Source organism: Paludibacterium purpuratum (genome assembly GCF_004363805.1).
Taxonomy (GTDB): domain Bacteria; phylum Pseudomonadota; class Gammaproteobacteria; order Burkholderiales; family Chromobacteriaceae; genus Paludibacterium; species Paludibacterium purpuratum.
In genome coordinates this window covers 39528-61566 of the sequence record NZ_SNZP01000019.1, presented here as the reverse complement: position 1 = coordinate 61566, position 22039 = coordinate 39528, and the positions used below count along the sequence as shown (strand labels likewise).

The window sequence follows — 22039 nt, the reverse complement described above, 5'->3', positions numbered from 1 at the left end:
CGAAGAAACCCGAAGGTTACTTTCTGTCTCTTGCAGTGCAAGTGTCGGCTCTTCCCGGCACTCACACCTATCGGTTGTTCTGTTTGTTAAAGAGCAGTGCTGCGTTTGTTGCTGCAGCGAAGGAGGTGAACTATACGCCGGACGTAACGTGCCGTCAACACCATTGTGAGAAACAAGTTACGCCGGCCCACACCTATCGTTAACGCGCTTCGGCCAAAGCCCGCTGCAACACCCCGACCTCTTCCGGCGCCGCCTGCGGATTGCGCCAGTACTCACGACCATCCGGCGTCCGTCCGAGCGCGCCTAGCATCACCAGATCTCGTCGGATGAGCGCATAGTCGCCAAAAGTATGACGAGCCGAAATCAAGGCATTGACTTGCGGCTCCGATAATACGGCGCCAATGGGTATGTGTTCGGCGATCAACCAAAGACAAGGCACCTGCCACGACCGCTTACGCGGCCAATGCGTCAGCCGTCCCTCGCGGTCGTAGTAGCGCACTAGTCGCGCCACGGCTTTATGCGCAGCCGAAGTACCCAGCTCAGCCCGGGCCGGCTCAGCCACAGCCGGAACCGACTCCTGCGTCGCACGCCAACTTTGGTAATTGGAAAACCCAACTGCGCGCGCCAGCATATTCAACATGGCCTGATGACCAGGCACATCGCCTAGCGAGGCAATTTGCTGACAAAGGGAACGAGAGAGACGAGAAATATCGTCTGCATGAAAACGAAAAACAGCACGGGTCACGATGACACCTCCTGCGCGCCTCCCCTAATAAAATGGGAATTGGTAGTCGCCCTTCCAATGCGGCACGAAAGATTGGTCGCATCGGCATTCATGCATTGAGAGTGCAGGAATGCATCGTTTTGGTTTGCCGGCAGGTTCAGCGTTGTCCCGAAAGGGACAGGCGACGTCTGGGTGGACTGCGGACCCGGCGCAAAGTGTGCAATCGGCACCGCGACACTGTCAACCCCATGTCACCACCAATCGATGCGTCGAATCTGGTAGGCTATTTCTTTCATTCATCTAGCCGAGCGCCCTTACCCTTAATAGCGGGCGATACTTTCAAACCATGCTCAAGTACGACATTTTGATCATCGGCAGCGGGCTTGCCGGCATGACATTGGCCTTGCATCTAGCCGAAACGCGCAAGGTCGCCCTCGTTACCAAGCGCGACTTGCTGGAAGGCAGCTCCAGTTATGCCCAGGGTGGCATCGCCGCCGTATTGGACACGGAGGACTCGGTCGAGGAGCACATCCGCGACACCCTGATCGCTGGCGCCGGTCTCTGCGACGCAGATGCCACCCGCTTCATCGTCGAGCACTCCGAAGAGGCCATTCACTGGTTAATTTCGCTCGGCGTCCCCTTTACCAAGGACGAGACCCACCGCACCGGTTATCACCTGACGCGCGAGGGCGGCCACAGCCATCGCCGCATCATTCATGCGGCAGATGCCACCGGCGCCGCCGTAACCAGTACGTTAGGGCAAAAGATCAAAGCCCATCCGAACATCACCGTCTTGGAAGAGCACATCGCCATCGACCTGATCACGTCAAGCAAGCTCGGCATATCGGGCAACCGCTGCCATGGCGCCTACGTGCTCGACAAGAAAGGCGATGTCGTCAAGACGGTGGCCGCAAAACACACCATCCTGGCCTGCGGTGGCGCGGGCAAGGTCTACCTATACAGTACCAACCCATATACAGCGACCGGCGATGGCATCGCCATGGGCTGGCGCGCCGGCTGCCGCGTGTCGAACATGGAGTTCATTCAGTTCCACCCGACCTGTCTGTACCACTCGCATAGCGAGTCCTTCCTGATCTCCGAGGCCGTGCGCGGCGAAGGGGGCATCCTGCGCCTGCCGGACGGTACGCGCTTCATGCCCAATCACGATCCGCGCGCCGAGTTGGCGCCGCGCGACATCGTCGCGCGCGCCATCGACTTCGAAATGAAGCGCCATGGACTGGATTGCGTTTACCTGGACATCTCGTACAAGCCGGCCGACTTCGTCAAGGAACACTTCCCCAACATCTACAATCACTGCCTGGAGCTGGGTATCGACATCACCCAGGAGCCTATCCCGGTGGTTCCGGCCGCTCACTACACTTGTGGCGGCTTGCTGACGGATCTGCACGGCCGCACCGATGTGGACGGACTCTACGCCGTCGGCGAATCCGCCTGCACCGGCTTGCACGGCGCCAACCGCCTGGCCAGCAACTCGCTACTCGAGTGCCTGGTCATCGGCAAGGCGGCGGCCGAGGACATCCTATCGCAGGGCAAGCTAACGTTCCCCGCCATCCCCGACTGGGACGACAGCCGCGTCACGGATCCGGATGAATCGGTGGTGATTTCGCATAACTGGGACGAACTGCGGCGGGCCATGTGGGACTACGTCGGCATCGTACGCACCAGCAAGCGCCTGGAGCGGGCACTCAACCGGGTTCGCCTGCTCGAGGGCGAAATCGACGAGTACTACAGTAATTTCCACGTCAGCAACGATCTGATCGAGTTGCGCAACCTCGTGCAGACCGCCGAACTGATCATCCGTTCGGCGCTTGCGCGCAAGGAAAGCCGCGGTCTGCATTTCAGCCGCGACTTTCCCGATACGCTCGCCGACGCCGTGGACACCATCTTGCAGCCAGAACCGCTCCGACGAGCGGCAAATGCATGAAGAGTATCAGCGTCACACCGATACGCATCTCCGCTTGCATTCGGCATATAGCCCGAATGCAAGCGGCCAGCCTATAATGGCCTACTTAAAAAAGCAGACTTCCGTCACATACAGGAGCGCACAGAGAAATGGATGAGCAACTGCGCCAAAGCGCACTCGATTATCACCAATACCCCAACCCGGGCAAGATTCAGGTCGCACCGACCAAGCCACTGGCAACCCAGCGAGATCTGGCCCTGGCCTATTCCCCCGGCGTCGCCGCAGCCTGCGACGCCATCGTCGAAGACCCCCTGAATGCCTATAAATACACTGCGCGCGGCAATCTGGTGGCGGTGATTTCCAACGGCACCGCCGTGCTCGGTCTCGGCAATATCGGCGCCCTGGCCGGCAAGCCGGTCATGGAAGGCAAAGGCGTTCTATTCAAGAAATTCGCCGGCATCGATGTATTCGACATCGAAGTCAGCGAGACCGACCCCGACAAGCTGGTCGATATCATCGCCGCACTGGAGCCCACCTTCGGCGGCATCAACCTGGAAGACATCAAAGCGCCCGAATGCTTCTACATTGAAAAGAAGCTGCGCGAGAGGATGAAGATCCCCGTCTTCCACGACGATCAGCACGGCACCGCCATCATCACCGCCGCCGCGGTGCTCAACGCTCTGCGCGTGGTTGGCAAGGACATCAAGGATGTGCGGCTGGTGACCTCCGGCGCGGGCGCCGCGGCCATCGCCTGCCTCGACTTGCTGGTCGCACTCGGCGTGCAGCGTGCGAACGTCGTGGTGTGCGACTCGAAGGGCGTGATCTACCATGGCCGCGACGAGAAGATGGACGAATCGAAGAAGCGCTACGCTATCGACGATAAAGGCCTGCGCACACTCAAGGACGCCATCGCCGGCGCCGACATCTTCCTCGGCTTGTCGGGCCCAAAACTCGTCTCCCAGGACATGGTTCGCTCGATGGCGCAACAGCCGCTGATCCTCGCCCTGGCCAACCCGGAGCCGGAAATTCTTCCGCCGCTGGCCAAAGAGGCTCGGCCTGATGCCATCATCTGTACCGGTCGCTCGGACTACCCCAACCAAGTCAACAACGTTCTGTGCTTCCCGTTCATCTTCCGCGGTGCGCTGGATGTCGGCGCCACCACCATCAACGAGGAAATGAAGCTCGCCTGCGTGCACGCCATCGCCGATCTGGCCTTGGCCGAGCAGTCCGACGTCGTCGCCTCGGCCTATGGCGACGAGGAGCTGACTTTCGGTCCGGAATACCTGATTCCCAAGCCATTCGACCCGCGCCTGATCGTCAAGATCGCCCCCGCCGTGGCACGCGCAGCCATGGCGTCCGGCGTCGCCACCCGGCCGATCGCCGACATGGAAGCCTACATCGACAAGCTGGCGCAATTCGTCTACAAGACCAACCTGTTCATGAAGCCCGTCTTCACGCAGGCACGCAAAGACCGCAAGCGTGTCGTGCTCTCCGAGGGTGAGGACGAACGCGTATTGCACGCCACCCAGGAAATCGTCGCGCAAGGTTTGGCCCAGCCGATATTGATCGGTCGTCGCAGCGTGGTGGAAAAGCGCATCGAAAAACTCGGTCTGAAGCTGACCATCGACCAGGACTTCGAACTGGTCGACAACGCCTCCGATCCGCGCTTCAACGACTACTGGAAAGAGTACTATCAGCTCATGCAGCGGCGCGGTATTTCGCAAGAGCAAGCGCGTCGCCGCATGATCGGCCAGACGACGCTGATCGGTGCGATGATGGTACGGCGCGGCGATGCCGACGCGCTGATCTGCGGCACCTTTGGCGCCTACCGCCACCACTTCGAGATCATCGAGGACGTACTGGGGTACAACAACCCGCAGAAGCTCGCCTGCGCGATGAATGCGTTGATGCTACCCAACGGCAACATTTTCATCACCGACACCTACGTCAACCCCTCGCCCAACGCCGAGCAACTGGCGGGCATCACCGAAATGGCCGCCCAGTCGATGAAGCGCTTCGGCATCGTGCCCAAGGTGGCCCTGCTGTCCAACTCCAGCTTCGGCACGGTCAACTGCCCGTCGGCGCAGAAGATGCGCGATGCACTGGCACTGATCCAGGCACACCACCCCGGCCTGGAAGTGGATGGCGAGATGCAGGGCGACGCGGCATTGGTCGAAAACATCCGCCAGCAAGCCATGCCGGAAAACAATCTAAAGGGATCGGCCAACCTGCTCGTCATGCCGAACATCGAATCGGCCAATATCTCCTACAACCTGCTCCGCGTCTCGGCGTCCGACGGCGTGACCATCGGCCCGATTCTGATGGGCGTCGCCAAACCGGTGCACATCCTGACGCCGATCTCATCGGCACGCCGCATCATCAACATGGTGGCGCTAGCCTGCGTGGACGCACAAACCGCCGGCTAACCCGCCGCGCCCCCACCCTACTGCAATGCAAAAAGGAGGCCTAGCCTCCTTTTTTTATTCCATCATGTTTACCACCGGCACATTCATTACAGTTGAGAATTATTTTCACCTGTCGCACTACTCTTAACAGATAATAAAAAATGCAAATAACATAAAGGTTACTCATGAATCATATACAGTCCAATCAGGATCAGCGTAAGCGCGTCCTGGCCATCCTCTCGGCGTCCTCGGGCAACTTCGTCGAATGGTTCGACTTCTATGTCTACGCCTTCTGTGCCATCTACTTCGCCCCGACCTTCTTCCCCGCAGCCAACCCGACGGTCCAATTGCTCAATACCGCGGGCGTCTTCGCCGTCGGCTTTCTGATGCGACCGATCGGCGGCTGGCTATTCGGTAGACTGGCCGACCGCCACGGCCGAAAAAAATCCTTGGTCGCCTCAATCCTCATGATGTGCATGGGATCGCTGGTGATTGCCTGCCTGCCAGGCTACGGCACCATCGGCATTTGGGCACCGATCTTGCTGCTGCTGGCCCGTCTATTGCAGGGACTATCCGTCGGTGGGGAATATGGCACCACGGCAACCTATATGAGCGAGGTCGCCGCAGCCGGTAGGCGGGGATTTTATTCTTCTTTCCAATACGTCACATTGATAGGCGGCCAACTGATGGCCGTACTAATCATCGTGATCCTGCAGCATCTGCTCAGCGAGCCGGCACTCAAAAGCTGGGGCTGGCGCATTCCCTTCGTGCTCGGCGCATTGACTGCCTTAGTGTCCCTCTGGCTGCGCCGCAGCCTGACGGAAACCGCAGCGCCCAACGCTAGCAACAACCGGGATGCCGGCAGCCTGCGCGTGCTACTGCGCGACCACAAAGGCGCATTCCTCACCGTCCTCGGCTTTACCGCTGGCGGTTCGCTCAGTTTCTACACCTTCACCACCTACATGCAGAAATACCTGGTCAATAGCGCGCACATGCCGATCGGCACCGCAAGCACCATCATGACCGTCTGCCTGCTGGTCTACATGTTGGCGCAACCGCTGTTCGGCGCACTGTCGGATCGCATTGGTCGCCGCGCCAGCATGCTACTGTTCGGCGGGCTGGGCGCACTACTGACCCTGCCCTTGCTGAGCGCCCTGCACCACATAACGAGCCCGCTTCTGGCCTTTTGTCTTATCACCCTGGCCCTGGGCATCATCAGCTTCTACACCTCGATTGCCGGCATCGTCAAAGCCGAGCTCTTTCCGGTCGAGGTACGGGCGCTGGGCGTCGGACTCTCCTACGCCATCGCCAATGCTTTATTCGGCGGTTCGGCGGAATTCGTCGCCCTAGGGCTAAAAACCGCGGGACGAGAGGAAGTTTTCTTCTGGTACGTCACCGCCATGCTGATCGTCAGCTTCCTGGCCAGTCTACGACTGCCCCGGAAACCGCCGCACCTCAATTAGGCCGACGCGCCCCAGACCGGAAAGCATCGAGCGCAGCGGGGAAACACGCCAGCGTGCGCTCGAGCACCCCCTGTACCTGCGAGATCGCCATGCCGTAATTGGTCATCGGCACATTCTGCCGTCCAGCCAGATACTGCCGGTGCAGAACCATCTTGCGCGTCACCATGCAGCCGCCGCACTGCACGACCAAGGCGTACGGCGACAAATCATCCGGGAAATCTTTTCCGGCAACGACGTCGGTCTGCAGATCGCCGCCGGCGAACTGACGCAGCCAGCGCGGAATTTTCACCCGGCCGATATCGTCGGCCAGCGAATGATGCGAGCACGACTCGGTGATCAAAACCCGATCCCCGGGACGCAGCGCATTGATCGCACCCGCACCGTGCGCCAGCCGAATCATATCGCCCTTGAAGCGAGACATCAGAATCGAGAAGGTCGTCAGCGGAATTTCCGGCGGCGTATCGGCCGAAGCCTTCAACACCACCTGCGAATCGCACACCACGATGCGCGGCCGTACCGTCATCTTCGAAAGCGTATCGGCCAATTCGCGTTCCTTGACCACCACGCAACTGGCATCGCTGTCGAGCACATCGCGGATCGTCTGCACTTGCGGCAGAATCAACCGCCCCTTGGGCGCCCCAAGATCGATCGGCACCACCAACACCACCGTATCGCCCGGCGACAGCAAATCGCCGATCAACCGCGGCTCGTCGACCGGATTTTCCGGCGCCAAGTGAAACAGCGCCTCCTTGATCTGATCCAGCGCCTGAGCCTCGGTCGCGCTGGCCCGCACATGCACGACCTTATCCCGATCGAGCTCGGCCAGGCACTCGGTCGGCGGCGCGCCCAGATCGCATTTATTGAACACCAGCAAAAACGGCGTCTTGCGCTCGGTCAACAGCGCCATCACATCGCGCTCGTAGTCGGTGAGCCCCTCGGGCGTCGCCACCACGATGCCTAGATCGACTCGATCCAGCACCTGCAGCGAACGTTGCTTGCGCATCTCGCCCACGGCGCCGACGTCGTCGAGCCCGGCGGTATCGACAAACACAATCGGCCCCAGGGGCGCCATCTCCAGTGTTTTTTCCACCGGGTCGGTGGTGGTGCCCGCCAGATCCGACACGATAGACACCGATTGGCCGACTAGCGCGTTCATCAATGAGGACTTACCGACATTGCGCCGGCCGAATAGTCCGATATGCAGTCGCAGTCCCTTGGGCGTATCTTGCATGATGTCACTCCTTATTTCGGCTCGCGCGGCTGGCCGCGAAAACCCAACGCGGTCATGGCCGCCGGCGACAAGGCCTGCGCCAGCGCCTCTTCCGACAACAACTGCCGTTCGCGCACCACCTCCGCAATCGAACGTCCCGTGTCCTGTGCGTGCTTGGCCAGTGCCGCGGCGGCTTCATAGCCGATCAACGGCACCAGCGCCGTGACCGTCGACAACGATGCATCGACATGTGCGCGGCAAGCCGCTTCATCCACCTGGATGCCCTCGATGCAACGCTGGCGGAACATCCGATTGGCGCGGCACAGTAACGACAGCGAGCCCAACAGCGCATGCGCCACCAGCGGCAGGAAGGCATTGAGCTCCAACTGCCCCGACTGCGCCGCTAGCGTAATGGCGGTATCGTTGGCGATCACCTGCATCGCCGCCTGCGCCGTCGCCTCGCAGATCACCGGATTGACCTTGCCCGGCATGATGCTCGATCCAACCTGCATCGCCGGCAACCTCAATTCGCCGAGACCGGCGCGCGGCCCGGAAGCCAGGAGCCGCAGATCCGCGGAGATCTTCAGCAGATTGACGGCGTGCGCTTTGAGAATGCCGGACACCTCGACGAACACGTCGGCGTTTTGCGTCGCGTCCACCAGATTTTCGGCACGGGCGAGGCCCATACCGGTCTCCTCGCGCAAACGCTCGACCACGGCGAAGATATACTCGCGCGGTGCGGTCATGCCGGTACCGATCGCCGTGCCTCCCAGGTTCACCACCCGCAGCCGTTCCTCGCACTTCGACACCCGCCAACGATCGCGCGATAAACCCTCGGCCCAGGCCGAGAACGCGGCAGCCATGCTCATCGGACAAGCATCCTGCAATTGCGTACGGCCGATCTTCACCACATGGGCGAATTCGCCCTCCTTGCGCTGAAACGCCATCTGCAATTCGGAAATATCGACGTGAAGCTGGCGCAGCAGGCCGATGGCCGCCACCTTGAGCGCGGTCGGATAGGTATCGTTGGTCGACTGGTGCAGGTTGACGTGATCGATCGGATGGGCCAATCGATACTCGCCGCGCCGGCCGCCAAGCAACTCCTCGGCGCGGTTGGCCAAGACCTCGTTGACGTTCATATTGAGCGAAGTGCCTGCCCCGCCCTGCAATGCGTCGACCACGATCGCTTCGCGCCATTGGCCGGCGGCCAGCTCGTGCGCCGCACGCACGACGGCATCGGCCACCTCGGGCGCCAGATAACCCAAAGCCGCGTTGGTACGCGCACAGGCGACTTTCACCTGGGCGAACGCGGACACCAGCTCCGCGGCAACGCCCTGCCCGCTGAGCTGGAAATTGTCGCGTGCCCGCGCGGCGTGCGCCCCGTAGAGCGCGTCGGCCGGCAATTCGACGCTTCCCAGCGAATCGCTTTCAACGCGCGTCGCCATGGTCGTCTCAGCAATAAATGTCGCGACGGCCGTTGCGGATCATATTCAGCATCTTCTCGGCGTTGCGGCGGGTTTTCGGATCCATCTTGTCCAGCGACTGCACGATGGCACTCTCGCCGGCGGCTTGCGTGGCCGGTTCGGCATAATCGCACAGGTACTCCTGCAGCGTGGTCACCGCGTTAGGATCGCACTTACGCTTGATCAAGCCCGGCTTGGCCAGATCCATGAAATCCTTGCCGGTGCGTCCCATGCGGTAGCAGGCGGTACAGAAAGACGGAATAAAGCCGGTCGAGGCCAATTCGCGCACAACCTCCTCCAACGAACGGTGATCGCCCAACTGGAACTGCTCGGTCGACGTGGCATCGGCGGCATAACCGCCCGGATTGGTACGGCTGCCGGCGGAAATTTGCGAAATACCGAGCGCGATGGCCTCGCGACGCATCTCGGCCGACTCGCGCGTAGACAGGATCAGACCGGTATACGGCACGGCCAGACGCAAGATGGCGACCAGCTTCTTGAAGTCCTCGTCCGTCACGGCATACGGCGGCGCGCTGGCGAAGTCGGAACCTTCAGCCGGCTCGATACGCGGCACACTGATGGTATGCGCGCCCACGCCGAAACGTTCCTCCAGATGCGCGATGTGCTGCATCAGGCTCATCAGTTCGAAACGCCAATCGTACAGGCCGAACAAGGCGCCCAGCCCCACATCGTCGATGCCGGCTTGCATGGCGCGATCCATCGCACTGGCACGCCAGTCGAAATCCGCCTTTTTGCCGCGCAGATGCACTTCGGCATAGGTCGGACGGTGATAGGTCTCCTGGAACAACTGGTAGGTGCCGATCTCGCGCGCCTTCAGCGCCTGGAACTCTTCGAGCGTGAGCGGCGCAACATTGACGTTCAAGCGACGGATATTCCCGTTCTTGTGTTCGACCGAATACACCGCATCGATGGCGTCGAGCACGTAGTTGAAACCGCCGTTGGCTGCCGAATAGCCCTCGCCGGCCACCAGCAGCACCCGCTTCTGGCCCTGGTCGATCAGGCACAATGCCTCTTGCTTGATCTCCTCCATATCCAACGCATGGCGCTGGATGGACTTGTTCGAGGCACGGAATGCGCAATAGCTGCATTCGTTGCCGCAGACATTGGAAATGTACAGCGGCGCGAACAACACCATGCGCTTGCCGTAGATTTCCTCTTTGACGTAGCGCGCGGTGCCATACAGTTCATCACGCAATGCGTCGTCATCGATGCAGGCGAGCGTCGCCACATCGTCGAAATTCAGCCCCTGCAATTCGCGGGCCTTGGCCAGCACCGCACGGACGTGCGCCGGGTCGCGATTGGGGTTCTTCAGGGCATTCTCGACCACTTCCGGGTCGAGCCAACTTGCCTGGGTATCGTGAATGTGCGTCATGTTTTACTCCAATATGATGATCTTCGAGAATCCCCGTCCAGCCGGGCCCTCGAGGCCCCGCGCCCTGACCGGGCGACGGGGCGGGCCTCTCATTACGTCGCCACGCGCTTAAACATCGGTCTCGCGCGGTTTAGCCTGGTAATGCGTATGCAGCAGATCGTGCGAAGCATGCGATAGCGGTTCGCCCAGGAAATCCTGGTACAGCTTCTGCACCTGCTGGTTATTGTGCGACTGGCGCGCGCCGGTCTTGCGGTCGATGGCATACAGCCCCTTGCGCCGCGCCTCGGCATGCTTCAGATAGCCCTTCTTGCTGCGTAGATGACCGCCGCCGTCGATACAACCGCCCGGGCAGGCCATGACCTCGATGAAGTCATACTTGACCGAACCGTCCAGCACGGCCTGCGCCACCTGCGCCGCCCCCTTCAGACCATGCACCATCGCCACGTTGAGCGTGCCGACCTGGCCGCCCACTTCGATGGTGGCTTCGCGTACACGGTCGAAGCCGCGCACGTCGTGCACTTCGATGCCGTCCAACTCCTTGCCGTTGGCCACAAAGTACAAGGTACGGATTGCCGCCTCCATCACACCGCCGGTGGTACCGAAAATCACCCCGGCGCCGGTGTACTCGCTCATCAACGGATCATCGAAAGCCGAAGGTTCGAGCTCGGCCAGATTGACGCCTTCGCGGCGCAACAACCGGGCGAATTCGCGAATGGTCAGCACGACATCGACGTCCGGCACGCCGTCCTTCGCCAACTCCGGCCGTGCCGCTTCCTGTTTCTTGGCGGTACAGGGCATGATCGATACCACACGGATGTGCTTGGCATCGATATCCATCTTCTTGGCCAGGTAAGTCTTGGCCAGCGAGCCCAGGCACTGCTGCGGCGAGCGGGTCGAAGACACCATCGGCAGGATGCCCGGGAAATGCTTCTCGGCGAAATCCACCCAGCCCGGACAACAGGAGGTGAACGTCGTGCCGCGGCCTTCCAGCACACGGCCCAGCACTTCGTTGCCCTCTTCCATGATGACCAGGTCGGCGGCGAAATTGGTGTCGAGAATCACATCGGCGCCGATGGCACGCAATGCCGACACCACTTGGCCTTCGACGTTGGTACCGGCCGGCAGACCGAACTCCTGACCGAAGCCGACGCGGATCGCCGGCGCGATCTGGAACACCGTCACGATTTCCGGATCGATCAGGTAATTCAGCACGGCCTGGGTCTGATCGTTTTCCGCCAAAGCGCCGGTCGGACACACCATCACGCACTGGCCGCAAGACACGCAGTCCGACTGACGACGACCTTCGCCGCCGTTAAGCACGATGGCCGTCTCGGCACCGCGCCCCACCAGACTCAATGCGTCCACGCCCTGGATATCGCGGCACATGGCCACGCAACGCATACAACGGATACAGCGGCTCGGGTCGAAACGGATCGCCTCGTCGGTGCCTTCGCACACCGAGGTCACACCAGGCTTGGCGATGGTACAAGCCGACTGGCGCACGCCGACCGCTTCGGCCACGTCCAACAATTCGCAATCGCCGTGGCGCGAACAGGCGGCACAATCCTGGTTGTGCTCGGCCATGATCAGCTCCACCTGCACACGGCGCATGTCCTGCACCGCCTGGGTGCGGGTCATCACTTGCAGACCGTCCTGCATCGGCGTATCGCATGCGGTGACGAACTCCGAGGTTGCCGAACCTTCGCGCTTCACTTCCACCAGACAGACGCGACAGGTTCCCGGGGCATGGCCCTGGTCATGCAACTCGCACAAAGTCGGGATGAACACGCCGTTCTTGCGCGCCACCTGCAGGATCGATTCCTGCGCTTCGAACGAACATTCCTTGTTATTGATCTGTGCTTTCATAATCTTTCAACCATTATGCGAATTCGACGGCGCAGGCGGTTTCGGCCAGCGGGTTCTCGGTCACCACCAGATAGTGGCGGTAACAACGCAGGCAGCGCTCGGCTTCCAGATAGGCGTCGCGTTGCGTCAGCGCGAGCTCCACCTCGGTGAAGTTGCCGATGCGGTCTTCGACCTCCTGCTCCGGCACCGGCTGGCGCCCCTTCGGCATCACATCGCGCTGCAGGCACTCGTTGTTGAGCAACTTATTGGCGGCGATCAACTGCTGCATGCGCTGCTCCGGCAATACCGACGGCTGCTGGCCCTGCAGATGCTGCAGGATGCTGATAGCGGCACGTTCGCCGTGCGCCATCGCCTGGATCAAGGTCTGTGGCCCGAGCACACAATCGCCGCCGGCGAACACGCCCGGACGCGAAGTAACCATCGTATCCTTGTCGGCCACAACGCATCCCCAGCGATCGGTCTCGATACCGTCGGCGTCAACGAGCGTCGCACGGTCCACTTGCTGGCCGATGGCGGCAATCACCACGTCGCAATTCAGTCGATGCTCGGAGCCTTCCACGGCTTCCACGCTGCGGCGGCCACGGGCGTCCACTTCGGTCTGACGCATGTCGACCACTTCCACGCCCACCACTTTGCCGTTATCCGAAATCAGCCGCGACGGGTTGGTCAGGCAATGGAACACCACGCCCTCCTTCTCGGACGCCTCGATTTCCTCGTGATCGGCCGGCATGTCGGCCACGGTTCGGCGATACACCAAATGCACCTTCTTGGCGCCCAAGCGCAGCGCCGAGCGTACACAGTCCATCGCCACGTTACCGCCGCCGACCACGATCACTTCGCCCTTCACTTCGAACGGCACACCGTCCTCGACACGATCGTGTACCGCCTTGAGGAAATCGATGCCGGAGAAATAGCCCTTGAGCGAGGGATCTTCATCCACGACGCCCAAAAGCGTGCCGCGGCTGGCGCCGTAACCCAGGAACACACTGTCGTAGCCCTGTGCGAACAGATCGTCGAGCGCGAAGTCGGTGCCCAACTTCTTGCCATAGACCATCTGGCCGCCCAGGCCGACGATGGCGCCCTCGGTTTCGGCCTTGAGAACATCCTTGGGCAGGCGGTAGCTGGGAATCCCCACCGAGGCCATGCCGCCCGCCTTGTGCTGCATGTCGATCACATCGACATCCACCCCGCGCTTGAGCAACTGGTAGGCACAGGTCACACCGGCCGGACCGGCACCGACCACCGCCACCTTCTTCTTGGTAGGCAACACCGGGGTGACGCGTTCTTTACCGAAAAACGGCTTGCCGGTGTCGTAGGCCTTGTCCGAGGCAAAGCGCTTAAGCATCTTGATTGCCAGCGCCCCTTCGGCATCCTGGCGCCGACAGGCCGATTCGCAGAAACGCACGCACACACGACCACAGGAAGCGGCCATCGGGTACTTTTCGAGGATGACCTCCATCGCCTGGGTATTGCGGCCGGCACGGATACCGTCGATATAACGCGGCACATCCAGGCGCGACGGACAGGCCTCGATACAGGGCGCCGTGGTGTAGATCACGCCGTTTTGCTCGCCCACGGGCGTCTTGGGCGTGAATTCGCTCGGGAAATGAGTCAACGCGTCAAGCAGTGCCCGTCCGGAGGATTGGCCCAGACCGCACAGCGACGTGGTGGCCAACAGATGCGCCAGCATGCGCAGATTATGCAGGCCGCCCGCAGGGGCCTCGCCGCGCCGCAAAACGTCGAGCTGGTCGCGCAGCTCCACCGTGCCGACCCGGCACGGCGTGCACTTGCCGCAAGATTCGTCGGCGGCGCGCGCCAGATATTGCCAGAAAGCACCGGCCAAATTGGCTTGTTCGTCGAACACCATGAAACCGCGGTCGGCGACAAAAACCTTAACCGGATTACCGGGGGCGAACGCCTCGAATCCGGTCAAACCCGGGATGGTCGCATCGTCAGAAACGGATTGTTTTCGCAAGTCGTAGACCTTGCCATCCCAAACCCCATACACCAAAGTTTCCAATTTTTCCTCCAGACCTGGATTGCTGTGCCCGGCACGCCGGGGCGATTTTTTAATGCACTAATCTCTTGGCAACCGCATCAATCCTGCTTCAGATGCAGTTGGATAATCTTGTCGGTGCGCACATTCGGATGGCGCGGCACGGCCGGTGCCTGGGGCGACTCGACCGGCAAATCGTTGCGACGGGCAAAGTGCACCGAATCGCCCCAATGGTGATAACGGATGAAGCGATTGACCGAAGCGATGCGGCCTTCCAAACAGGTGGCGCATTGGCCGGCGCTGTCTTCCAAACACGGCTTGCCGTCATACAAGGTGTACTGCTTGCGCACCGCCAGCGGTGTGACCTGCGGCATGATCACATTGGCGCCGAAACGCAGGCCGCGCTCTCGACCGACCGGGTCGAGCGCCTGCAGTGCGGTGGTGGCGGCGATATTCACATCGCCCAGCGTCAACCTGGCCAATGCGATCATCTTGAAAGCCAGATCCAAACGCTCGGCCACCGGCGCCACCGGCAACGACGCCGGCATGGCGGCAGCCCCATGCGGGATGTACGGCCCCATGCCGAGCATGTCGATATCCAGGGAACGGAAGAACAGCAAGTCATCGGCCAACTGCGTCAATGTCTGACCGGGAATGCCGATCATCACGCCGGTGCCGACCTGGAAGCCAACCTCGCGCAGCGTCTTCAGACATTGCAGGCGGGTTTCGAAGCGCTGTTGTGCCGGGTGGATCAGGGCGAACAACTCGGGCGAAGACGTTTCCATGCGCAGCAGATAGCGGTGAGCGCCGGCGTCGAACAACCGCTGATAGTCGTCGCGCGACTGTTCGCCGACGCACAAGGTGATGCCGACACCGTCCGGCTGTCGCGCCGAGCGCGTGGCTTGTTTGATGGCGCGCACATTGGCCGCCAGTCGGTCGATGAACTGTGCATCGCGCCGCTCGCCCGATTGCAACACCACCGAGCCATAGCCCATTTCGGCGCACCAGCGCGCCGAGGCGACGATCTCATCGTCGGTCAGGGTATAACGCTCGACTTTTCGGTTATGTTTACGGATGCCGCAGTACAGACAGTCGCTGATACAGACATTGGAGAATTCGATCAGGCCGCGCAGGCTGACACCGGCGCCGACCTTGTCGAGCAAGGTGGCCTCGGCCGCGGCGCGCAAGGTTTCCAACGCCTCGGCGTCTTGCGTGCCGAGCACGCGCACCAGGTCATCGCGTTGCCACTCGCCCGCCTGCACGATGCGCTCGATATCCGCCTTCAGTGCCGCCACCATGACTGTCCTTCCCTGCCTCGACCGAGGGATGCCGACGCCGCGAGGCCGAACGTGGCATGTTCGTTTGCGCGCATCAGTGCCTCCGCAGAGAGACGCGCAACGCGATTCATTCTGAACGGTAACGAGCCCTCAAGGGCCCGGTTTCAGACGTGATACCCGTTGAAACCGACAGAGCGCCGCTAGCGCGGCGATGAACAGAAAGGGCGAGACACGCAGAAAAGCCGCCAGCTCCGGCATCATGTTCGCTAACGAACATTGGCGAACATCGACGCCGATCTGACTTCATTATCGAACAGCCATTACGGCAACTCTTTGATCCTGATCATTCCTTGTATGCCAAATTCAAGGCATTTGGCATTGAATCCGAACCGTGGATTCGCTCCCGCACTCGACGCCTCAAACCGGTTGCAATCCGCCAAGGCAAGCAGCGCGTGCCATACACGGCAGAAGCCGCTACGGCGGCCCGATCGCACGCTGCGCTTGGCACATGAATCCATGCGCACAATGCATCAGCTGGCCAAAAAAAATGGAGTAGCCTAGCGGCATCGAAATTACGTCATGAGTCGGCCCGATTAAACCCATTGGCATAACAGCGGATTTCCCGGCCGACCGAATACATCATGATCAAGTTTGAGCGCGCAGCCCAATGTCCAGGCTGCAAGTATTTGCAGGCCGTCCAGTCCGACCCTCAGGCGCCGTGGCACACCGTTGCGCTGCTGGACGCCGACGCTCCACCGGTACTGCTATTCCCAGTGCCCGCGATCAAAAAAACCGATCCGGTGATTTTGCGCGAAAAACATATTCCATTCGCACCATCCATCCATACCTACATCAATTAAACGGAGACTCAAATGGGTTCCAAATTTCCGCCCGTGGACATGCCGATCGACGCCAAGGTCAAAACGCGCCTGACCGAACAAGACATCCTGGCCGACCCGCTGTTGAACAAGGGCACCGCTTTTACCGAAGAGGAACGCGCCGAGTTGGGTCTGCACGGCCTGTTGCCGCCGAATGTCATGACGCTGGAAGAACAGGTGTCGCGCCGCATGGAAGCCCTGCGCGGACTGCCGACGGACTTCGATCGCTATGTCATGCTGCGCGAACTGCAAGACAGCAACGAAACGCTGTACTACGCGGTCATCACCCAACACATCGAAGAAATGCTGCCGGTCATCTACACCCCGACCGTCGGCGCCGGTTGCCAGCGCTTCAGCCACATCTACCGCAAGCCGCGCGGCCTGTTCCTCAGCTACCCGCATAAGGGCCTGATCCGCAAGATCCTGGCCAACCCGCGCTTCGACAATATCGAAGCCATCGTCGTCACCGACGGCGAGCGCATTCTCGGCCTGGGCGACCAGGGCGCCGGCGGCATGGGCATCCCTATCGGCAAAATGGCGCTCTACACCGCCTGCGGCGGCCTGCACCCGGCCACGACCCTGCCGATCACGCTGGACGTCGGCACCGACAACCAGGAACTGCTGGCCGACCCGCTGTACATCGGCTGGCGCCACGCCCGCATCCGCGGCGCCGAGTACGATGAATTCATCGACGAGTTCGTCTCGGCGGTCAAGGAACGCTGGCCGCATGTCCTGCTCCAGTGGGAAGACTTCGCCAAGAATAATGCCAGCCGCCTGTTGGAGAAGTATCGCGACACGCTGTGCACCTTCAACGACGACGTACAAGGTACCGCCGCCGTGGCCAGCGGCACGCTGCTGGCCGCCATCAACGTCACCGGCGTGCCGGTGACCGAACAACGCGTAGTGATCCTGGGCGGCGGCTCGGCGGGCTGCGGTATCGCTTCGCTGATCCAGAACATCATGGTGGAAGCTGGATTGAGTGCCGAGGAAGCGGCAAGCCGCTTCTACGTGGTCGGCCGCGCCGGCCTGATGATCGAAGGCAAGACCGACCTGGCAAAGTTGGAGCCGTTCCAGCGCCGCTACGTGCAAAAAGCCACGGCGATCGAAGGCTGGGATAAGGAAAACGACCAGCCGTCGATGATGGATGTCATCAAGAACGCCAAGCCGACCGTGCTGATCGGCGTCTCCGGCCAAGCCGGCTCGTTCACCGAAGCCATGGTGCGCGAAATGGCCAAGCATGTGGCACGCCCGGTGATCTTCCCGCTGTCGAACCCGACCGCCAACAGCGAAGCCCGTCCGGCGGATCTCATGGCCTGGACCGAAGGCCGCGTGATCATCGGCACCGGCAGCCCGTTCCCGCCGATCGAGCGCAATGGCCGCGCGTTCAAGGTCGACCAGACCAACAACTCCTACATCTTCCCGGGTGTGGGTGCCGCCGCGCTGGCGCTGAAGATTCCGCGCATCACCGACCGCCTGTTCATGGCGGCAGCCAAATCGCTGGCCGAGCTGTCGCCGGCCCGCGCCGATGCCGAAGCCAACCTGCTGCCACCGGTATGCAAGCTGCGCGACGTGGCTCGCGCGGTAGCCATCGGCGTCGGCAAACAAGCCATCGCCGACGGCCAGATCGCCCCGATCTCCGACGCCGAGATGGCGGCCAAGATCGACGCTAAAATGTGGGAGCCGGTCTACCCGCACGTCTTCCTGGCCAAGTAAACCGGCCGGAGAAACGCAAAAACCCCGTCAAGCAGATGCTTGACGGGGTTTTTCAATGGCGAACGCTCACACCGCCTGCGGCACAGCCCGGCGCTGCTGCCCGGCCAGGTAATACAGCCCCGCCGGCACCAACCAACCCACCAACCACGAAATATCCGCACCACCCAATCGGGCCACCATCGGTCCGCTATAGAACGCGCTATCGATAAACGGCAGTTGCACCGCAATACCGATCAGGTAAACGATCAGGCCGGTCCAGGCGATACCGGCGTAGCGCCCGCGCGTATCCCCCAGCGCATCGACATCCACTCGGCCCGCACTGAGCAGATAAAAATCCACCAAATTGATGGCGCTCCATGGCGTAAAGAACGCCAACAGGAACAAGAGGAAGTGCTTGAACAGCGGGAGAAAGCTATGTTGCGCCGACACGGCGATCGACACCGAAATCAGCACCATGGCCAAGATGGTTAGCCAGCGGCGCAGCGGACGAATGGCGCGTTGGCCGCCAAAAGCGCTGGCGATGGTACTAAAGCACATGAAGCTGCCGTAGGCGTTCAGCGTGGAGATGGTGACTTTGCCGAAGGCCACGCAGAAAAACAGGATCGCGGCGATGGTGCCGGTCGCCCCTAACCCGACGAAGTAAGCCACCTCGTGACCGCGGAATGCCGCCCCGCCGATGGCCGCCACCAAGACCCCCAGCGACATGGCGATCTGCGAACCGATCACCGAGCCCAGACCGATGGCAAGCCCGGTGCGCCACGGCGACGTCTTCGACGGTAGATAGCGCGAATAATCGGACACGTAGGGCGTAAAGGCGATCTGCCACGAAGCCGATAGCGACACGGCGGTCAGGAAGGCCGCCGCATCGAAATGCGTGTGGGCCGCGACCAACGCCGCCAGATCCTCTCCTTGCAACAGGCGCACAAACAGATAAAGGAATGCCAGCACCCCCAGGATGCTGGCAAAGCGGCCGAGCCGATGGATCGCTTGGTACCCCAACGTCGCCGCCACCATCACCACTGCGGCGAAGATCAGGATGCCGGTCTGGTCGCTGGCGTGCAGCAACTGTCCGAGCGCCTGGCCGGACAGGATCATGCCGGTCGCGTTGAACCCCAGGTACATAACGCAGGCCAGCGCCAGCGGCAGTACCGCCCCGATCATGCCGAACTGCACCCGGCTACCGATCATCTGCGGCAGCCCAAGGCGCGGCCCTTGGGCACCATGCAGCGCCATGACCGCGCCGCCGATCAATTGGCCGATCAACAGGCCGACGATCGACCAGAAAATATCGCCGCCCAGTACGACCGCCAAGGCACCGGTAATCACCGCGGTGATCTGCAGATTGGCGGCCAGCCACAGCGTGAACTGGCTAAACACCTTGCCATGGCGTTCGGCCTCCGGGATGAAATCGATGGACCGACGCTCGATCAGTGTCGAGGCGGCCGTGTTGGCTGCTTGTTGCATATGATGGTCTCTCCTTTGTCGTGTGGTGCCGCCCTCCGTCTGATGCGGATTGAAAGCGACAAACATAGTTGTATATACAAATTCATAAAATGACAAGTGAAAGCCATGCCAACAACGCAAAATAGTCGTCCGTTTTTCGGTTGCGCCATGCGAGGGCTCGGCTCTAAGGTAGGCGCCTGCACAGGAGAATCCGCATGCGCATCACCGACCCCGCTCAGATCCAGCGCTACTACCAGGCGCTGCTCGACCGCTCCCCCGAGTACATCGGCACCTTCTACGTCGGCGTGCGCACCACGTCGGTGTTCTGCATCGCCACCTGCCGGGCGCGCAAGCCCAAGGCCGAGAATGTCGAATTTTTCAGCGATTTCAAAGACGCGCTGGACGCAGGCTATCGACCGTGCAAGATCTGCCGGCCGACCGAGCACGCGCACGACATGCCGCCGCCGGTCGCCTCTGCAATGGCGTTGTTGCGTGCCAACCCCAAGGAAAAAATCGGCGATGCGCGTTTACGGGCCGACGGCATCGGCCCCGAGGCGGTGCGGCGCTGGTTTCTCAAACACTACGGCATGACCTTTCAGGCCTACCAGCGCATGACGCGCATCAACCAGGCGATGGAAGAGCTGAAGACCGGCAAGCGCAGCATCGACACCGCGCTCGATCACGGCTACCAGTCGCTCAGCGGTTTCGGCTACACCTACCGCAAGCTCATCGGCGGCTCTCCGAGCGCCGCCGGACGCGACACGGTGATACTGATCAGCCGGCTGACCACGCCGATCGGCCCGATGTTCATCTGCGCCACCGAGCAAGGCGTATGCCTATTGGAGTTCGTCGACCGGCGCATGCTGGAGACCGAGTTCGAAGACCTACAGCGCCGCTTGCGTGCGCGCATCATCGCCGGCGAAAACGAGGCGATCCGACAAGCGCGACGCGAACTCGACGAGTATTTCGCCGGCACGCGCCCAACCTTCTCGGTTCCGCTCGACACGCCTGGCAGCGACTTCCAGCGCACCGTCTGGCAAGCGCTGCAATCGATTCCCTGCGGCCAAACCGCCAGCTACAAACAACAGGCCGAGCGCATCGGCCGCCCGCAGGCGGTACGCGCCGTGGCCGCCGCCAACGGCGCCAATCGCGTGTCTATCCTCATCCCCTGCCACCGGGTGATCGGCAGCAACGGCGACCTGACCGGCTACGGCGGCGGCCTGGCACGCAAACAATGGCTGTTGGCGCATGAGGCAAGCCTGGCTCGCCATACGGACAGCTGCGACGACAGCCGATAGGACGTATATAGGCTATTTGCCTGTCGATTGAGATTGTGGCCTGCTCGACCATTCCCGCTAGCGCCGAACCCGCACGCCGTGGCGTGCCGCGACGCCATTTCTGGCACCACATGCGCCAGTGCTGTGGACGTGCCGTCGCGCGCGGGCAAGTTTTCGTTTTGATACTGCGCCATGGTGCGATACAAGCGGACGAATCCCTGCTCAGCAGCGAAGAACGCCGGCGCGCACAGCGCTTTCTGCGACGCATCGACCGCGACAATCTGATACTCGGCCGTTGCATGATCCAGCATTTGGTTGCACCGGCTAGCCGGCCTCGGCCGGTTGACATCGCAGTCGGCACGCATGGTAAGCCTTACATCGACGGCGGGCATGCCTTCAACTTGGCACACTCGGATCGCTATGTCGCCTGCGCAGTCTGCGCCTCGCGACCGGTCGGCATCGATGTCGAGATCTTCAAACACGGCCAAACCAACGCAGAACTGCTGCCATTGATCGCCCATCCGTCTGAACGCCAACTCATCGAAGCCCAGTCCGGCACCAAGCGCGATGCCCTCTTCCTGCGATGCTGGACACGCAAAGAGGCACTACTCAAACAACGGGGCACCGGGCTTATCGATGACCTCTGCGATATCGATGTCATGCTCGATGTCCCTAGTCCGCTGTTACAATATCCGAACGCCATCCGGTTACTGGATATGGTCGCCCCTGTCCGAGGGCTGTACGCGGCGCTCGCCGTCGATGGCGCCATTCGGCAAGTCGTGTTGTGCTTCGCCGAGTTGGCTGCCGATACCGACCATCGCCCCACCACCGTCATCATTCTGTCCCAACAGCGGATTATCATCGACTCATGAAGTTGTATACAGAATGCATTATTCCATTCCAAAAAGTTAGCAAGAAAAATCAAGACATGCCTATGCAATAAACATGTAAAGTAGCGTCTTGTAGTATTCACAGAGGATAAGCGCCGGCACATCTGTCCGGCGAGG

At 61.3% G+C, this 22039-nt stretch carries 16 protein-coding genes; 8 read left to right on the top strand and 8 right to left on the bottom strand.

Annotated elements, in window-relative coordinates:
* On the top strand, positions 1–203 hold a 203-nt coding region (locus DFP86_RS19500; RefSeq protein ID WP_208108393.1), incomplete at its 5' end, for a hypothetical protein.
* Here DFP86_RS19500 and DFP86_RS18235 read toward each other — a convergent pair.
* Positions 200–640 (bottom strand): DUF2087 domain-containing protein, encoded by a 441-nt coding sequence (locus DFP86_RS18235; RefSeq protein ID WP_133683966.1) that lies wholly within the window; start codon positions 638–640, stop codon positions 200–202. The two genes, DFP86_RS19500 and DFP86_RS18235, sit on opposite strands and share 4 nt — an antisense overlap.
* A gap of 430 nt (positions 641–1070) precedes the next feature.
* On the opposite strand from DFP86_RS18235, the gene nadB reads away from it, so the two are divergent.
* From nadB to DFP86_RS18220, 3 genes are all read left to right on the top strand, one after another.
* Entirely contained in the window at positions 1071–2669 is a 1599-nt protein-coding gene (gene nadB, locus DFP86_RS18230) for an L-aspartate oxidase (protein WP_133683964.1), read from the top strand.
* 128 nt (positions 2670–2797) lie between these two features.
* A complete protein-coding gene (locus DFP86_RS18225; protein WP_133683962.1) occupies positions 2798–5074 on the top strand; it encodes an NADP-dependent malic enzyme in 2277 nt (758 codons plus the stop codon).
* A gap of 164 nt (positions 5075–5238) precedes the next feature.
* The gene (locus DFP86_RS18220; protein WP_133683960.1) at positions 5239–6516 is read left to right on the top strand and encodes an MFS family transporter; all 1278 of its coding nucleotides are present in this window, start codon (positions 5239–5241) and stop codon (positions 6514–6516) included.
* Here the strand turns inward: DFP86_RS18220 and hydF are convergent.
* The 6 genes from hydF to hydE all read right to left on the bottom strand — a co-directional run bounded on the left by hydF (position 6509) and on the right by hydE (position 15742).
* On the bottom strand, positions 6509–7747 hold the full coding sequence (gene hydF / locus DFP86_RS18215; RefSeq protein ID WP_133683958.1) for a [FeFe] hydrogenase H-cluster maturation GTPase HydF: 1239 nt from the start codon (positions 7745–7747) through the stop codon (positions 6509–6511). The genes DFP86_RS18220 and hydF overlap by 8 nt on opposite strands.
* 11 nt (positions 7748–7758) lie before the next feature.
* Entirely contained in the window at positions 7759–9171 is a 1413-nt protein-coding gene (locus DFP86_RS18210; RefSeq protein WP_133683956.1) for an aspartate ammonia-lyase, read from the bottom strand.
* A gap of 7 nt (positions 9172–9178) precedes the next feature.
* Positions 9179–10582: a [FeFe] hydrogenase H-cluster radical SAM maturase HydG gene (hydG, locus tag DFP86_RS18205; protein WP_133683954.1), complete on the bottom strand. Its 1404-nt coding sequence runs from the start codon at positions 10580–10582 to the stop codon at positions 9179–9181.
* A gap of 108 nt (positions 10583–10690) precedes the next feature.
* Entirely contained in the window at positions 10691–12448 is a 1758-nt protein-coding gene (locus DFP86_RS18200) for a [FeFe] hydrogenase, group A (RefSeq protein ID WP_133683952.1), read from the bottom strand.
* 13 nt (positions 12449–12461) lie between these two features.
* Positions 12462–14468 (bottom strand): FAD-dependent oxidoreductase, encoded by a 2007-nt coding sequence (locus DFP86_RS18195; RefSeq protein ID WP_133683950.1) that lies wholly within the window; start codon positions 14466–14468, stop codon positions 12462–12464.
* Positions 14469–14545: 77 nt separating this feature from the next.
* A complete protein-coding gene (gene hydE, locus DFP86_RS18190; RefSeq protein ID WP_133683948.1) occupies positions 14546–15742 on the bottom strand; it encodes a [FeFe] hydrogenase H-cluster radical SAM maturase HydE in 1197 nt (398 codons plus the stop codon).
* Between the two features lie 620 nt (positions 15743–16362).
* Between hydE and DFP86_RS18185 the strand changes: the two genes are divergently transcribed.
* Both DFP86_RS18185 and DFP86_RS18180 read left to right on the top strand, forming a co-directional pair.
* Entirely contained in the window at positions 16363–16581 is a 219-nt protein-coding gene (locus DFP86_RS18185) for a hypothetical protein (RefSeq protein ID WP_133683946.1), read from the top strand.
* Between the two features lie 12 nt (positions 16582–16593).
* Positions 16594–18312 (top strand): NAD-dependent malic enzyme, encoded by a 1719-nt coding sequence (locus tag DFP86_RS18180; protein ID WP_133683944.1) that lies wholly within the window; start codon positions 16594–16596, stop codon positions 18310–18312.
* Positions 18313–18378: 66 nt separating this feature from the next.
* On the opposite strand, the gene DFP86_RS18175 is transcribed toward DFP86_RS18180, so the two are convergent.
* The gene (locus tag DFP86_RS18175) at positions 18379–19776 is read right to left on the bottom strand and encodes a purine-cytosine permease family protein (protein ID WP_133683942.1); all 1398 of its coding nucleotides are present in this window, start codon (positions 19774–19776) and stop codon (positions 18379–18381) included.
* A gap of 194 nt (positions 19777–19970) precedes the next feature.
* Here DFP86_RS18175 and DFP86_RS18170 point away from each other — a divergent pair, with 194 nt between their 5' ends.
* A complete protein-coding gene (locus tag DFP86_RS18170) occupies positions 19971–21053 on the top strand; it encodes a bifunctional transcriptional activator/DNA repair enzyme AdaA (RefSeq protein ID WP_133683940.1) in 1083 nt (360 codons plus the stop codon).
* Positions 21054–21088: 35 nt separating this feature from the next.
* Complete coding sequence (locus DFP86_RS18165; protein WP_133683938.1) at positions 21089–21904, top strand: 4'-phosphopantetheinyl transferase family protein; 816 nt, start codon at positions 21089–21091, stop codon at positions 21902–21904.
* Positions 21905–22039: the final 135 nt, after the last annotated feature.